Source organism: Flavobacterium sp. B330r, from assembly GCF_056824325.1.
This window is the reverse complement of the sequence record NZ_CP124860.1, coordinates 5,482,971-5,497,202: the sequence shown is the minus strand read 5'-3', so window position 1 is coordinate 5,497,202 and position 14,232 is coordinate 5,482,971. Positions and strand designations below refer to the sequence as shown.

Genomic DNA, 14,232 nt, shown 5'->3' with positions numbered 1-14,232 from the left:
TCTAGCTTTAAGATTACTAAAAAAAAATAAACAATGAAAATGAGTACTCATAGACGAGATTACTACCTGCGTGAAATAGTTTCCGTTGCCTTATTATGGTTTCTGGGCGGGCTGCTTTTTGTTTATGTTAAATTCAATGACATTCCCGATAATGCCATTGCAGATGCTTATCCTGTAATGCCTGATATGACCAAAGAATGGATCTATAAGTTTTCTGTTTTGAGCTGTCTCGGTATTGGACTTATCATGGGGCTTTTCCATACAATGATTTATCCAAAGATGATTCGCACCCGAAATATTTTACTCACTATCATGCTGCGTATGGCTGTGTTTGCTGCGCTCACTACAGCAGTAATTCTGATTTTTCTTCAGTTTTCCTGTATCCCTTCCCATGCCTGGAAAAACACTACACTGCCCAGCGGATCAGGTGTGAGCGTAATGGTATCGATGGTTTTAATGGAAATGCTTGTCGGTCTGGTGGTCACCCTGCGGACTAATCTGGGTAAAAACTATTTTAGGAATTTTATTCGTAATGCCTATTTTACCCCAACACTGGAAAACAGAATCTTTATGTTTATGGATCTCAGGGACTCTACGCTTTTGGTCGAGAAAATGGGCAGTACCGCTTTTAGCAGCTTTATTCAGGACTGCTTTAAAGACCTCTCTTCTGCCGCACTGGATCTGGGCGGCGAAATTTATCAATTTGTAGGCGACGAAGCTGTAATAACCTGGCCTGTTAAAAACCAGACACAATTTAAAGAGGCTGTTGATCTGCATTTCTCCCTGATAGAAAAGCTCGAAAAAAAACGAGCATATTACATCGGTAAACACAGCCATTTCCCAGAATTCTGGAGTTCCATACACTCAGGGATGGTATCAGCGGCGCTGGTGGGACATTACAAAAAAGAAATTGCCTATCACGGGGGTGTACTGAACCTCTGTTCAAGGCTTCAAAAAGTATGCAGGGATTATAATACCAATTTAGTAGTCTCTGAAAACTTTTACAAAGAGCTGCCCTGTAAGAGCTCTTTTAAATGTTCGGCTGTCAGCGATATTGTACTTAAAGGAATCTCAGAAAAACAGCTGGTATATAAAATCGATTTGGATTTTACTTAGTCTTTACATTGTTTTTTCACCCTGAAAAAACAAAATGTACTCTGCTTAAAACGATCATTTTTTCCTAAAACAAACTGCTTTTTCCAGGCATAACGCTTCATGCTCAAAATTGTCCGTTTGAACTTATTTTTTACGGTTTTTAAATACCTGCTTTTCCACCTTCGTCAAGCAATCTTAAAATTAAAAACTATTATGAGTAAGACAAAAAACAATTATTATGCTGCCTGGCTGATTATCGTGCTGGCAGTTTTTTCTGCCGCTGATTCCTACGGGCAGAATACCCAGGTAATGGTTTCAGGCATTAGGTCTGAAAAAGGCCAGATCATTCTCAATGTATTTAAAGATGACCAATCCTACAACAAAGAGAAAGTACTTAAGAAATTGGTATTTGAAAAAAAAGCAATCACTTCAGGCCTTATGGACATTGCCTGTGATCTGGCTCCCGGTACTTATGGCATTACCCTAATTGATGATGAGAATAAAGACGCTGAATTAAACAAAAGTTTCATTGGCATTCCTAAGGAAGGTTTTGGTTTTTCCAATTTTTTTATGGAAAAAATGAAAAAACCGGCCTTTGATGACTTTAAGATTGTCGTCAAAGGTCAGGACAACAAAATCAGCATCAAGGTAAAATATATGTAATAAAATAAAAAAAAGAAGTAAAACCCAAAATTAAAAATTATGAAAATTAAAACAATCCGTAAAGCAATAGCCGTAAATATAATGGCAGCTGCTGCTCTTGTATTTTTATACTCCTGTGATAACAATCAAATAGATCCTTTTGGCTCTGCAAGACTTAAAGTGGTAAACGCTGCTCCAAACTCAGGCTCTCAAAAATTTGTCATGGCCAACATTCCCTATATTAGTGATCTGGAATATTTAGAGCATTCGGTATCCTATCATGATGTATCTTCAGGAAACAAACTGGTGAGCCAATTCAGGGATCAAAGTGATAATGAACTTTATGGCACAGAGGAACTGAACCTGAGCGATGATAAAAGATACACTGTCTACCTGACAGGAGAATCAAGAGATGATGCAGAAGTGAGGTTGTATGAGGACAATATGACTGCTCCTGCCAGCGGGAAAGCCAAAGTGAAATTTATTCATTTAAGCGCCGGTGCACCTGCCAGTATTGATTTTGTTGATGCGCAGGGCAACAGCCTTTCAACAAATCTGGGAAGATACAGCCAAAGCAGCTATATCGAAGTTAATGCCGGTTCTTTAGCTGTTCAGGTGCATGGTACGGGAGCTGCGGAAACTTTGGCAGCACTGGGAGAAACTGATTTTTCTGCCGGGAAAATTTATACTGTTTTTATAGCAGGATCCCCAGCATCAGGCTATAGAATTGAACAGCTTTCACACAACTAAAGAGTCCTGAAAATAGAGGATGTGAGTACGAAAATCATTAAATCTTCCGTTATTGGCCTGAAGAAAAAACCTTAAAAGATGAATGGAGTCCTCCAGCAGTTATCAAAAGTTAAATTGATTTTATAGCTCTGTGGCTCCGTTTTATTTCAAACATTAAACTAAATGTTTCCAGTAACCACTTATTTAATCAAAAAAAATCATCTCAGTTCTACGTGAAAACAAGGCAAAGCTCCAGAATAAATAATTTTGGAGCTTTTATAATTAGTATACAACCGAATTATACTTTCTAAAAGTTTCGAACCTAAACTCGTCACCTTTTGATTTTATTGAGCTTCTACTTTTCAAAAACTACATGCGCCACGATTCTGCCACAAAGTTTAGACCGGGGAAATATCTTTAAAAACTGTCTTAATTTTTTTTTGGCAAAAAAGGTATCCACTCCAAAAAAATTTCGGTATTCAAAGACCGAAATTTTAAATACTATTTTTTACAAATCTTTAAAGGTTCTCAGCTGTAATAGCTCTATCGAGCCAGGCTCTCCAGAAAATTACCATAACAGCCAGTGCACCGAAACCCAGACCAGTCCATGGCGTAACTGATATACCGTAATGATTAATAAACCATCCACCTATAGCAGTGCCTAGTGAAACACCAAGATTTCCAAACGAAGTCTGAAGACTGTTTGCGAATTCTTTTGCATCGGATGCGGCCGATACCATATGGCCGACGCCAATTAGGAAACATGGTCCATACATAATACCCCAAAATCCCACCACAACTGATATGCTGAGCACTGAACTGCCGGTATATTGAAATGCAAATGGAAGCAGAAATGTACCTGCAAGGAAAAATAGGGTAGTCCAGAACATATATCTTCCCAGTAAACGACCTGCCAGAAAGTTAGATATCACACCCATTATTCCAAACAAAAGCAGCATATAGCTAATCTGCTGTGTACTTAAACCTTTTTCCTTCGAAAGATAATCGGCAAAATAACTGTAGGAACAAAACCAGGCAGTTATAAGAAGCAGGTTCAAAGCAGTCCCGGCAATAAACCTGGGTCTTTTGAGTATGCTCAATTGGTTTTTAAAAGACTTCACCTCCTTATTAGGCATAGACGGCAGAAACTTATAAATGATGATCAGTGTTATCAAAATGAGCAGACCCTGAATAACATAACTCCACTGCCAGGTGTAAATACTTGCGATAAATGTGGTGAATGGGATAAGTGTTACCTGTGCAAGGGCTATGCCTCCAATTATGATACTGGTTAAGCGCATCTGCATTTGAGCAGATGTATCTTTTGTTGCAGCAGCAATTACCATTGAAAAGAATGCTGGATGCAAAATCGTGGGCAGTATTCGAAGTATCATTAGAAGCCAGAAAGGAGGGCTGAAAATGGAAAAGAAATTAGAAATTAGGAAAAGTCCCAAGGCATACATCATAATTTTCTTTTTGTCAAATTTTGATACGTATAAAACCATGAAAGGTCCTGTAAGGGCAATAGTTAAAGCAAATATACTCAAGAGGTACCCTGCGGTTCCAATATTTATTTTGTAGTAATCAGCTATCTGCGGCAAGATGCCAATTATGCCAAATTCTGTGCTTATAATTCCGATAACGCCCAGACATCCGATGTACGCTATTCTTTTATTTAAAATTGAGTTCATATTAAACTGTTCGGTTTAAAAAAGGTTAAAAAAAATATTACTTATTAATTCTGTTCGAAAGTTTCTAGTTCATTTTAATCGTAGTGATTAAAGTTTTTAAAATGTCGTAGCGACACCTTCGATTTTTATATAATGTACAATTTAGCTTATAAGAGTGGCGAAATCTGTACTTATTATTTCGATAACGTCCATGCATCCCAAGTATGCAATTCTTTTGTTTAAATTTATTTCATATTAAACTGATCGGTTTAAAAAAGGTTAAAAAAATATTTTATTATAATTAATTTCGTTCCAAGGTCACGTATTTAGACTTTAACCATTACGATTAAAGTCTCTATCATATCGTAGATATATTTTCGATTTTTATTTAATGCATAATTCTTGAACATTGAACTAGACGAACTGGCAAAGAAATCAGCAGTCAATTTTGTGTCTAAATCAACTTTAATGCTTCCTTGGCTCTGCCCAAGCTTTAATGTTTCAAAATAGATGTGTTCTATCTTTTTCTCATTTGCAGCAAGCAGACGTCTGACTTCCTGGTCAGTTAATGCCAGTTCAAATGCAATTTTAACAGCCAGACATATTCTGTCTTCCTTTATGCTTTGATCTACTGCCAGCTTTAATAATGCTCTTAAAGTTTCAACTGCATTAGTCTGGCCAGGATTTAAAATACCTTCATATTCTGATACTTTAGATTTCATATACTTGGTCAGGCATTTAATAAGCAGTGCTTTTTTATCTCCATAAGTTGGATAAATACTGCTTCGATTAATTCCTAAGTGCGTCTCCAAGTCAGTGATGGAAGTCACATGATATCCCTGCGTCCAGAAAAGTTCCAGCGCAATATCCAATTTCTGTTCATAATCAAATTCCTTTGTTCTTGCCATAATGATGCAAATATAATAATAAACTGGTCAGTTTATTATGAGTTACAGATTATTTTTTAATTCTTGTTTTCTTGGAGTTAGTAATGAATTAGATCAATTTTCAAGCTCGGTAGAAAAACAAAAAAAGGAATAGTAATGTTTCGAACTTGAGCCTTCAAATTGTTTTAATACAATATTATCAGTTCTTGTTAAATCTAAATGCATCGATTTTGCACCCAGTTTAACTCTAGCATCATAAGAAAAGCTATTATTTAATTGCCTGCTGATTCTGAAACTCTTCGATGGTTAAGTTTCCGAGTGCAGAATGTCTTCTGCAGGTGTTGTAAAAGTTCTCGATATAATCGGTTATTGATTTTTCTGCTTTCTCTTTAGTCTTATATTTACTTTGGTATACCAGTTCTACCTTTAATGTCTTGAAGAAGCTTTCTGCTATCGCGTTATCATAGCAGTTTCCTTTTCGGCTCATGCTTTGGGTTATTTTATTTGTAGCTAATAAAGCAATAAACTCACGGCAGGCATATTGCTTTCCTTGGTCTGAGTGAAAGAGTAGTTCCTGATTGTTCTGCAATGGACGATTTAAAAGAGCTTTCGTTAAAGAGGTGATGCTTGTATCTTTTGCTCTCATTGTTTCGCTGATTGACCAGCCGATCACTTTACGGTCAAAAAGGTCTATCACCACAGTGAGATAGATCCAGCCTTCATCTGTTTCGATGTAGGTTATATCAGAAACCCAGATTTCGTTTCTTCTGGTTGCCTTAAAAATCTGTTCTAATCTGTTTTCTGCTGATCTGTTATTACGGGGTGGGCTTGTAGTCTTTTTATATTTAGATTTTGCAATGCTTCTTAGATGGTTTTCCTTCATAATCTGCCCGACAAATTTTCTGGAAACTTTTATCCCAATGGAATCTAATTCTTTAGCAATTCTCGGGCTTCCGTATCGGCTTTGGCTCCAGTGGTAAATTCTTATAATTTCTTTTATTATATGGGCTTTCCGCACTGACTTTGCAGTGGGTGTTCTTTTCCTCCATCGGAAGAAACTGCTTTTGTGAATCTGAAAAATACGGCACATCTTCTCGACAGGAAATATTTCAGCATTTTCTCTGATGAATTCATATTTCACCCGCCGCTCTTGGAGAAGATATTTTGAGCCTTTTTTAGGATGTCCCTTTCAATTTCTAATTCTCTTATCTGTTTCCGAAGCTTCTGCAGCTCATTTTTATGGGTAATTTCAGCTGAAGATTTCTTTATGGTAAATCTGCCTTCTTGGTAAAGCTTTTTCCAGTGCTGAAGGGTACTTGTACTGATGTTGAGTTCTCTTGCTACGTCACAGACTCTTCCGCAGTGGATGCTCATGGAAGCGGCCAGAATCTTGAAGCTTAAAGTAAAGGTTCTCCTCGTATTTTTCATGCTGTTAAAATTAGCAGGAATAAAATTAGCTGCCAGTCAGAAATTTTAGGCAATATATCCTTCATTTTTTACTACTTCAGATAAACACTTCCTAAGCTTTTAGTCGCAAATAAGGTATCAACTCCACGCCGGAAAGTGCACCGATTCTGCACCTTTAATTTTGTGAGGATTTATAAATATTGAAAACAGGCCTAAAATAAAAAAAACCTGCAAATCCTTGAATTTGCAGGTCTTCAGACATTTTTTGTGGCTTTTTAAAAAGAATGAAAACTTTAAGTTTTCCGCCTTTTAGGCCTTTCCGTGGGGAGAGCAGGATTCGAACCTGCGAAGTTCACACAGCAGATTTACAGTCTGCCCTCGTTGGCCGCTTGAGTATCTCCCCGATCTCAGCTTGTTGTGCTTAGTTGTTCTTAGCGGTGGCAAAGATAGGAACTCTTTCTACATTTCCAAACAAAAAAATGACTTAATTTTAAGTTATTTTAAAGTTATTTTTTAATTCATTGGAATTGAATAAAATAAAAAACTCCCAAAATATATTTTTTTTTAATTATTTCATAAAGTAAGATTATTTTTATAGTAATTCTGTAGTTTTTACTTTGAATTTAATCTTAAATAAAGTCGTGAGATATTGCTTTTATTGACAAGTTAAAAGAATATCGACTAAAAAATATCCGTTTAATATGGTTTTGCATTTGGCTTAATTCTATTTTTTTTAAATTCAGTTTTTAATTCTTTTTGATAAAACTCCGTTTTTGAATTTCTGACAGAGCAAAAAAAAATCTCCACAAGGGAGATTTTTTTATTTTTATAAGAGATAGAATTATTTTGCTAACAATTCTAAGATTTTTGCTTTTAATTCAGCGCCTCTTAAATCTTGGGCTACCACTTTTCCTGATGCATCAAGAATAAAAGTAGCAGGAATTGCTTCTACATTGTATTGTTTTGCAATTGGCTCTTCCCAGAATTTTAAGTTAGATACTTGAGTCCAAGTTAATCCATCTTTTGCTATGGCTTCTTTCCATTTTGCAGCATCTTTATCTAAAGATACTCCAACGATGTTTAATCCTTTAGAATGAAGTTCTTTGTATAAAGCCACAACATGAGGATTCTCTTGTCTGCATGGTCCGCACCATGAAGCCCAGAAATCTACAATAGTTACTTTACCTAAACTTTCTTTAAGCGATATTACTTTTCCTTCTGGATTTGGAGCCGAAAAATCAGCTCTTCATTTAGCGCTGCCTACCGCTGGAGCTGTAGCACCAACAGATGGCATTTTTGCTTGACCTAATTTAGTTTTGATTTCTTTTCCTGGAGCAGTATTTTTTAAAGACTCATCCAAAGTGCTGTATAAGCTCTCTAATTTTTTTGTATCAGCTGTTGGATCATTCAATAAACTTTGAATAATTAAAGCTGTAATAAAAGATTTTGGGTGATTTTCAGCGTAAGCTAAATATTTCTTTTTGCTGCCTTCTTGAACTTCTTTTTGTAGTTCCATGTATTGTTTCATCAAGCCATTGATAGTTGCTGTATCTTGAGCTTGTTGAGCTTGCTGCATTTTAGTATTGTTCTTTTTCTGGAAATCCATTAAACTTTTTTGAGTTTTGTTCATGTCTTCCATAAAAGTCACGTACTCATCATTGTTATAAGTTCCAGAAACTTTAGATTTATGGATACTATCTTTGTCAATAGCAATTTTAATTTCTCCTGTTTCTAGGATAAATGGGATAGGTCCGTTAGCACCTTGTAATATTAATGTATGGAAAGCTGGCTCAGTAACTTTTCCTTTTATTTCAAATTTTCCGTTTTCAACTTTTACTGTATCAAGAGAAACAGGCATTCTTGTAGCAGGATCTGCACCTTGTAAAATGATTGTTTTTCCGTTTTCAATCCCTGTAGCAGTACCTGTAATAAGGTATTCTCCATCTTTAACTTTGCTGCAAGAAATGATAGCTGCAGAAGCCGTAAGTACAAAAAGTATTTTTTTCATTATAAAAAATTAATTAGTTAATTGATTTGTGCAACAAAAGTATCTAAAATTATAAAACTTACAGAATTTTGCAACCTAAAATTTTGTTATAGTTTTTTTTGGCTTAAAACCCATTAAATCAGCGTGTTTATTGGCTCGATTTGATCAAATACTCTTAATAAGATGGTTATTTGAGCGACCCGTGTGCAAATATTTGAACTTAAGGCATAAAAAAAGCACTCTTTTAATAGAGTGCTTTTTTGTAAAATATAGTAGTATAAAACTATTCTTGATTTGTTTTCTTTCTCCAAGTAAAAGAGTTTAAGATATGTCTTTTAGCAAATCTTGCAGGAGAATCTGCATTTACCATTTTCACGTAAGTTGCTTTTGGTACGCTAATGTACTCGTAAACGCTTCCGTTAGAAAAGTCAATAATTAAACGACCTTCAACAAATTTATAATCTGTGATAGAACAAGTTGAAATTGTTTCTGTATACTCAGGTAAATTAAGTTTGATAGTATCAGGGTGAATACTTACTAAAAAGTGGTAAGCTTCGATAATCGTTTTACTTTTTTCTTCAGCTTCTTTTAAACCAGCTTCATTTCCCACAAATTTATCAGGATGAGATTCTTTCATCGCATTACGATAAATTGTCTTTAAATCTTTTAACTCTGCAGTTTTTTCTACGTTTAGTAACTTGCGGTATTCAACTATTTTTTTCATAAATAAAAGGTAACTACTTGTCTATTAGTTTGAAATCGTTTTGTTTTAGTTCAAATCGACAAATTTTTTGCAAAGGTACACTTTTTTTTAACTTTTCAGTTTTGATCGAAAAAATATTGATAAAAGTTAACCGTAAGTTTATTTAGTCGTAAAGGTCGTAAGGATTTTTTTTTAACCGCAAAGTGCGCAAAGAGTTACGCAAAGAACGCTGAGAAATATATTTAAGAATAGATAAAAAACCAAAGTTCGCAAAGCTTTGTATAAATAAAACTTTGCGAACTTTGCGTAAACCTTCGCGTACTTTGCGGTAAAACTTAACCGTTCCAACAAAACTTGAAACCTGAAACCTGAAACCTGAAACAAAATAAACCTATTCCGGTTTATGATTCGCTTTATCGAAGTTTCTTGATTTTTTAGGATATTTATCGTAGCTGATGTCGCTTGGATTTTCAATAACAGATTTTATCGTAATCCAATCTCCAACCTCAAATTTGGCTTGAACCATTTTATAGTCTAAAAGATATTCTCCACAGAAATAATTATTATTTTCATCTTTTTCGATAATGCCTGTAAAAACTCCTTTTTGAGGCATTTTTTGTTCTAAATCTTTAGACATGATTTTTTTGTTTTGAATTAAAGGAGCAAAGGTAAGCAATTTAGGTTTGGTTTGGGGAGTTCGCTGTAATCTGAGTATATTTGCACAATGCAAAAGAACTTTAAACCACATCCCAATTCTTTTAAAAATACGTTTTGTGCTTTTAATGAAGTACTTCCAAATTCAATTCAAGGATTGAAAAAGCAATTTGAAAGCAAAGCGGGAAGTGCCTATTATTATACGGAAGAAGGAATGTACCGTGTTTCGAATCATTGGGGTAGATTGGCCAATAGCAAATGGCGTTTAATTGTCCGAAATCCAGAAACGGAATCGAAAACTAAAATTGGTTTTGCAAAATGGGAAGAGTTTTATCCAGATAATGCCGAAGAAAAATTATATTACATAAAAGCTGATTTCGAAAATAATCTTGCCAATTATGAGCACAAAAATAATCCCGCTTATGATGGAAAAGCAGTTTTAAGAACAAGTTTTGAAACCACAAAAAGATTAAAACAGATTAGAAACTTACAGCAGCTAACCAATTGGGCAAAACATTTTGATTATGACGATATTGATGAATTGCGAAAACAGATCATCAGCGAATTGATTTTTACTGAAAAAACGCTAGAACAAATTAAGAGAGAGATGTAATGGGAAGAAATAATGAAAGAAACATCAAAAAACATAACGATAAATTGCACAAAGCTCAGGCAAAAGCCAAACAAGCTGAAATTGCACGTAAAGAAAAATTAAAAGAAATCGTTAAGAAATTCAACGAAAGTAAAAACGAAGAGTAGATAATAGTTTCAAGTTTCAGGTTTCAGGTTCCAAGTTATCGTTGGAACCTGAAACCTGAAACTTGAAACCTGAAACCTGAAACTTGAAACCTGAAACAAAAAAAAAACAATGAATAGTAAATTCGAAGAATTAAAAGCAAACGTACAGGAAATCATTGATTTGATTGCGGCGAAAAACGACAGAGAAGCAAACAACAAATTATTGGAAGTGAGCGAAACATTGGATGAAATGATTGATTTTGCTGAAGAAGACGAAGAAGTTCGCGAAATAACTCGTTATCAAGTTTTATTAAATCAGCTTCACGTTAAAATTAATGGGGAAGAACCAGTCGATGGAGAGTAAAAATTGCTTCTGTGACACAGGGTTGCTTTTTGAAAATTGCTGCGGATTATATCTGAATGATAATCAAAAAGCACCTTCGGCATTAACTTTAATGCGGTCAAGATATTCGGCCTATGCAACTCATAATGCCGATTATCTTATGGAAACGACTTATATTTCAGAAAGAAAATATTATTCGAAACCTGAAATTTTAAGATGGGCCGTTTCTAATAAATGGCAGAAATTGGAAATTTTGAGTTCTTCTGAAAACACAGTTGAATTCAAAGCTTACTTTTTAGATTCAGATAATAAACCTCAAACGCATTACGAATTTTCGACTTTTAAATTCGAAAATGGTGCATGGTATTATGTAGACGGAAAGTTTGAATAATTATTATATCTAACACTGTTAGTTGAGATTTTTGTTTAAATATTTTAACTAAAAATTAATAAACGATTCGTTTTTCATAATTCTAAAAAGATGTAATTTTAGATTTATGAAAAACGAATTTAAAAAAGGCTTTTATTTTAAGACTTACGAAGCTCCTTTTCAGTCTCCGTTTGACAAACTTTTTACGATTTTTAAAGAGTTAATCACCCATACTTCGGGCGATTTTGATGAAGCCATAAACTGGCTTCGGGAACTGGACAAAGAATACAAACTTACCGATGAAAATTATACTATTGACGATTTTATCGAAGATCTGAAGAAGAAAGGATACATTCGAGATGAAGTAAAAGGCGATGGAAGTTCTGGTTTTGGAATAACTGCAAAAACAGAAAGAGCAATAAGACAGCAAGCTTTGGATCAGATTTTTGGAAACCTGAAAAAATCGGGGAGCGGAAATCATAAAACAAAATACGCGGGAAGTGGCGATGAACACACAGGAGAATTCCGTGAGTATAATTTTGGCGATGGCTTAGAAAGAATTTCTTTAACTGAAAGTCTTCGAAATGCTCAAGTTAATAATGGTGTCGAAAGTTTTATGCTGACTGAAAATGATTTGGTAGTAGAAGATGCTCAATACAAAGCGCAGATGAGTACTGTTCTGATGATTGATATTAGCCACAGTATGATTTTATACGGAGAAGACCGAATTACTCCTGCAAAAAAAGTAGCCATGGCTTTGGCAGAATTAATTACAACAAGATACCCAAAAGATACGTTAGATATTTTGGTCTTCGGTAATGATGCTTGGACGATTCCGATTAAAGATTTGCCTTATTTGCAAGTTGGGCCTTATCATACCAATACAGTTGCGGGTTTGCAATTGGCAATGGATATTCTTCGCAGAAAGCGTAACACCAACAAGCAGATTTTTATGATTACCGATGGAAAGCCAAGCTGCGTTCGCGAACGTGATGGTTCTTATTATATGAATAGCAACGGTTTGGATGAATATATTGTCGATAAATGTTACACGCAAGCGCAACAGGCAAGAAAACTCCACATCCCAATTACGACTTTTATGATTGCCCGAGATCCGTATTTGCAGCGATTTGTGAATCAGTTTACAGAAGCCAATCAAGGAAAAGCATTTTATACCGGAATTAAAGGTCTTGGCGAAATGATTTTTGAGGACTATGAAGCAAATAGGAAGAAGAGGATTAAATAGAGTTGCTAAGATACTAAGGCTCTGAGATACTAAGGTTCTGAGATGCTAAGATACTAAGGTTTCTTTGCGCCTGAATATACGTTCCGTATTCATTCCGTATATCGTAGAGACGCACGGCAGTGCGTCTACCACACACCAATGACACAATATATTGTGATAAAAAAATAAATAAACAATCTATATTTCAACACAATGGAAATAAATACTATAAAGACATTAGGTCAATTAAAAGCCACTGGATATAAAACTACAAGCATAAAAGAAGAATTGCGTAATAATCTTCGTGAGAAAATCAAATCGGGGAAACCTGTTTTTGAAGGTGTTCACGGATTTGAAAATACGGTAATTCCAGAATTAGAACGCGCGATTTTATCTCGTCATAACATTAATTTACTAGGACTTCGCGGACAAGCAAAAACGCGTTTGGCGCGCAAAATGGTCGAATTATTAGATGAATATATTCCGTTTGTGGAAGGTTCAGAAATTAATGACGATCCATTAAACCCAATTTCTCGTTTTGCGAAGGATTTAATTGCAGAAAAAGGAGACGAAACTCCGATTTCATGGTTGCATAGAAACGATCGTTTCTTCGAAAAACTAGCAACTCCAGACGTAACGGTAGCCGATTTAATTGGAGATGTCGATCCGATAAAAGCGGCTAATTTAAAATTGTCTTATGCAGACGATCGCGTAATTCACTTCGGAATGATTCCGAGAGCGAATCGCTGTATTTTTGTAATCAACGAATTACCCGATTTACAGGCAAGAATTCAAGTGGCATTATTTAATATTTTGCAAGAAGGCGATATTCAAATTAGAGGATTCAAATTAAGAATGCCTTTAGACATGCAATTTGTTTTCACTGCAAACCCTGAAGATTATACCAATAGAGGAAGTATTGTAACACCTTTAAAAGATAGAATTGGTTCTCAGATCCTGACGCATTATCCTGAGAGTATCGAAATTGCGAGAACAATTACAGAGCAGGAATCTAAATTAGATCAAAATCAGACCGATGCGGTTTATGTTCCAAGTTTGGCAAGAGATATTTTGGAACAAATTAGTTTTGAAGCTCGTGAAAGCGAATATATTGACAACAAAAGCGGTGTAAGTGCTAGAATGAGTATTACGGCTTTCGAAAACTTAATTAGTACAGCAGAGCGTCGAGCTTTGATTTCTGGTGTTGATAAAACCTCAATTCGTTTATCCGATTTTATCGGAATTATTCCAGCCATAACAGGAAAAGTCGAATTGGTTTACGAAGGAGAGCAGGAGGGAGCCGATGTTGTGGCAGAAAGTTTAATTGGTTCTGCCATTCGAACATTATTTCCAGAATATTTCCCAAAAATAGAAAAATTAGAAAAGCCTGATGAAAAAACACCATATTCAGATCTTGTAGAATGGTTTTTTGCCGAGAGCGGTTTCGAGTTGTTAGATGATGCTTCTGATAAAGATTATAAAAACATTCTAGATGAAGTAACTCCATTAGATGAATTATTGAAAAAATACCAGCCGCAATTGGTAAAAGAAGATGTCTATTTTATGAAAGAATTCATCCTTTGGGGATTGGTAGAATATAAAAAACTGAGTAAAGATCGTTTTGCAAAAGGAAGTCAGTTTAGAGATATTTACGGGAGCTATATCAGTAAATTCTAAGAAAGGAATATTTGAATTTAACGCTTAAGTTTGTTTTTAATCGTTAATCATTTGTTATATTAATCTGTATAATATCTGCTAAAATCTTTTAAATCTGCGTGAAAA

General features: G+C 35.0%; 16 protein-coding genes, 1 tRNA gene and 1 pseudogene. 9 read left to right on the top strand and 9 right to left on the bottom strand.

Annotated elements, in window-relative coordinates; all coding sequences use genetic code 11:
- Positions 1–33: 33 nt before the first annotated feature.
- The 3 genes from QLQ95_RS24065 (at position 34) to QLQ95_RS24055 (ending at position 2,487) form a co-directional block, all read left to right on the top strand.
- Complete coding sequence (locus tag QLQ95_RS24065) at positions 34–1,116, top strand: adenylate/guanylate cyclase domain-containing protein (protein WP_482501999.1); 1,083 nt, start codon at positions 34–36, stop codon at positions 1,114–1,116.
- 192 nt (positions 1,117–1,308) lie between these two features.
- Entirely contained in the window at positions 1,309–1,758 is a 450-nt protein-coding gene (locus QLQ95_RS24060; RefSeq protein WP_482501998.1) for a DUF2141 domain-containing protein, read from the top strand.
- Positions 1,759–1,797: 39 nt separating this feature from the next.
- Positions 1,798–2,487 carry a DUF4397 domain-containing protein gene (locus QLQ95_RS24055; RefSeq protein WP_482501997.1) on the top strand — a complete coding sequence of 230 codons (690 nt, stop codon included), beginning with the start codon at positions 1,798–1,800 and terminating at the stop codon, positions 2,485–2,487.
- 497 nt (positions 2,488–2,984) lie between these two features.
- On the opposite strand, the gene QLQ95_RS24050 is transcribed toward QLQ95_RS24055, so the two are convergent.
- From QLQ95_RS24050 to QLQ95_RS24010, 9 genes and pseudogenes are all read right to left on the bottom strand, one after another.
- Positions 2,985–4,157: an MFS transporter gene (locus QLQ95_RS24050; protein ID WP_482501996.1), complete on the bottom strand. Its 1,173-nt coding sequence runs from the start codon at positions 4,155–4,157 to the stop codon at positions 2,985–2,987.
- Positions 4,158–4,462: 305 nt separating this feature from the next.
- Positions 4,463–5,044, bottom strand: a complete 582-nt coding sequence (locus QLQ95_RS24045; RefSeq protein ID WP_482501995.1) for a TetR/AcrR family transcriptional regulator — start codon at positions 5,042–5,044, stop codon at positions 4,463–4,465.
- A 247-nt stretch (positions 5,045–5,291) separates the two neighbouring features.
- Positions 5,292–6,164 carry an IS3 family transposase gene (locus QLQ95_RS24040; RefSeq protein ID WP_482501994.1) on the bottom strand — a complete coding sequence of 291 codons (873 nt, stop codon included), beginning with the start codon at positions 6,162–6,164 and terminating at the stop codon, positions 5,292–5,294.
- Positions 6,161–6,451, bottom strand: a complete 291-nt coding sequence (locus QLQ95_RS24035) for a transposase (protein ID WP_482501993.1) — start codon at positions 6,449–6,451, stop codon at positions 6,161–6,163. The genes QLQ95_RS24040 and QLQ95_RS24035 overlap by 4 nt, the downstream gene beginning before the upstream one ends.
- Before the next feature lie 301 nt (positions 6,452–6,752).
- Positions 6,753–6,833: transfer RNA gene (locus QLQ95_RS24030), tRNA-Tyr, on the bottom strand.
- Between the two features lie 438 nt (positions 6,834–7,271).
- Positions 7,272–7,658: pseudogene (locus QLQ95_RS24025) on the bottom strand (TlpA family protein disulfide reductase); the annotation flags it as partial.
- An 18-nt stretch (positions 7,659–7,676) separates the two neighbouring features.
- A complete protein-coding gene (locus QLQ95_RS24020; protein ID WP_095931646.1) occupies positions 7,677–8,438 on the bottom strand; it encodes a DUF4369 domain-containing protein in 762 nt (253 codons plus the stop codon).
- Between the two features lie 262 nt (positions 8,439–8,700).
- Complete coding sequence (locus QLQ95_RS24015) at positions 8,701–9,141, bottom strand: KTSC domain-containing protein (RefSeq protein WP_095931645.1); 441 nt, start codon at positions 9,139–9,141, stop codon at positions 8,701–8,703.
- A gap of 370 nt (positions 9,142–9,511) precedes the next feature.
- Complete coding sequence (locus QLQ95_RS24010; protein ID WP_095931666.1) at positions 9,512–9,757, bottom strand: hypothetical protein; 246 nt, start codon at positions 9,755–9,757, stop codon at positions 9,512–9,514.
- Positions 9,758–9,844: 87 nt separating this feature from the next.
- On the opposite strand from QLQ95_RS24010, the gene QLQ95_RS24005 reads away from it, so the two are divergent.
- From QLQ95_RS24005 to QLQ95_RS23980, 6 genes are all read left to right on the top strand, one after another.
- Positions 9,845–10,387, top strand: coding sequence for a hypothetical protein (locus QLQ95_RS24005; RefSeq protein ID WP_482501992.1), 543 nt, complete (start codon positions 9,845–9,847; stop codon positions 10,385–10,387).
- Positions 10,387–10,533 (top strand): hypothetical protein, encoded by a 147-nt coding sequence (locus QLQ95_RS24000; protein WP_095931643.1) that lies wholly within the window; start codon positions 10,387–10,389, stop codon positions 10,531–10,533. The genes QLQ95_RS24005 and QLQ95_RS24000 overlap by 1 nt, the downstream gene beginning before the upstream one ends.
- A 109-nt stretch (positions 10,534–10,642) precedes the next feature.
- Entirely contained in the window at positions 10,643–10,876 is a 234-nt protein-coding gene (locus tag QLQ95_RS23995) for a hypothetical protein (protein WP_095931642.1), read from the top strand.
- Positions 10,848–11,246 carry a YchJ family protein gene (locus QLQ95_RS23990; RefSeq protein ID WP_482501991.1) on the top strand — a complete coding sequence of 133 codons (399 nt, stop codon included), beginning with the start codon at positions 10,848–10,850 and terminating at the stop codon, positions 11,244–11,246. Before QLQ95_RS23995 ends, QLQ95_RS23990 begins: the two co-directional genes overlap by 29 nt.
- A gap of 106 nt (positions 11,247–11,352) precedes the next feature.
- A complete protein-coding gene (locus QLQ95_RS23985) occupies positions 11,353–12,471 on the top strand; it encodes a vWA domain-containing protein (RefSeq protein ID WP_320494708.1) in 1,119 nt (372 codons plus the stop codon).
- Between the two features lie 192 nt (positions 12,472–12,663).
- Positions 12,664–14,127 carry an AAA family ATPase gene (locus QLQ95_RS23980; protein ID WP_482501990.1) on the top strand — a complete coding sequence of 488 codons (1,464 nt, stop codon included), beginning with the start codon at positions 12,664–12,666 and terminating at the stop codon, positions 14,125–14,127.
- Positions 14,128–14,232: the final 105 nt, after the last annotated feature.

What these genes read in the sequence shown, in the direction of transcription:
- QLQ95_RS24065 (WP_482501999.1), top strand. Translation starts at nt 34, where the DNA reads ATGAAAATGAGTACTCATAGACGAGATTACTACCTGCGTGAAATAGTT.
- QLQ95_RS24060 (WP_482501998.1), top strand. Translation starts at nt 1,309, where the DNA reads ATGAGTAAGACAAAAAACAATTATTATGCTGCCTGGCTGATTATCGTG.
- QLQ95_RS24055 (WP_482501997.1), top strand. Translation starts at nt 1,798, where the DNA reads ATGAAAATTAAAACAATCCGTAAAGCAATAGCCGTAAATATAATGGCA.
- QLQ95_RS24050 (WP_482501996.1), bottom strand. Translation starts at nt 4,157, where the DNA reads ATGAACTCAATTTTAAATAAAAGAATAGCGTACATCGGATGTCTGGGC.
- QLQ95_RS24045 (WP_482501995.1), bottom strand. Translation starts at nt 5,044, where the DNA reads ATGGCAAGAACAAAGGAATTTGATTATGAACAGAAATTGGATATTGCG.
- QLQ95_RS24035 (WP_482501993.1), bottom strand. Translation starts at nt 6,451, where the DNA reads ATGAAAAATACGAGGAGAACCTTTACTTTAAGCTTCAAGATTCTGGCC.
- QLQ95_RS24020 (WP_095931646.1), bottom strand. Translation starts at nt 8,438, where the DNA reads ATGAAAAAAATACTTTTTGTACTTACGGCTTCTGCAGCTATCATTTCT.
- QLQ95_RS24015 (WP_095931645.1), bottom strand. Translation starts at nt 9,141, where the DNA reads ATGAAAAAAATAGTTGAATACCGCAAGTTACTAAACGTAGAAAAAACT.
- QLQ95_RS24010 (WP_095931666.1), bottom strand. Translation starts at nt 9,757, where the DNA reads ATGTCTAAAGATTTAGAACAAAAAATGCCTCAAAAAGGAGTTTTTACA.
- QLQ95_RS24005 (WP_482501992.1), top strand. Translation starts at nt 9,845, where the DNA reads ATGCAAAAGAACTTTAAACCACATCCCAATTCTTTTAAAAATACGTTT.
- QLQ95_RS24000 (WP_095931643.1), top strand. Translation starts at nt 10,387, where the DNA reads ATGGGAAGAAATAATGAAAGAAACATCAAAAAACATAACGATAAATTG.
- QLQ95_RS23995 (WP_095931642.1), top strand. Translation starts at nt 10,643, where the DNA reads ATGAATAGTAAATTCGAAGAATTAAAAGCAAACGTACAGGAAATCATT.
- QLQ95_RS23990 (WP_482501991.1), top strand. Translation starts at nt 10,848, where the DNA reads ATGGGGAAGAACCAGTCGATGGAGAGTAAAAATTGCTTCTGTGACACA.
- QLQ95_RS23985 (WP_320494708.1), top strand. Translation starts at nt 11,353, where the DNA reads ATGAAAAACGAATTTAAAAAAGGCTTTTATTTTAAGACTTACGAAGCT.
- QLQ95_RS23980 (WP_482501990.1), top strand. Translation starts at nt 12,664, where the DNA reads ATGGAAATAAATACTATAAAGACATTAGGTCAATTAAAAGCCACTGGA.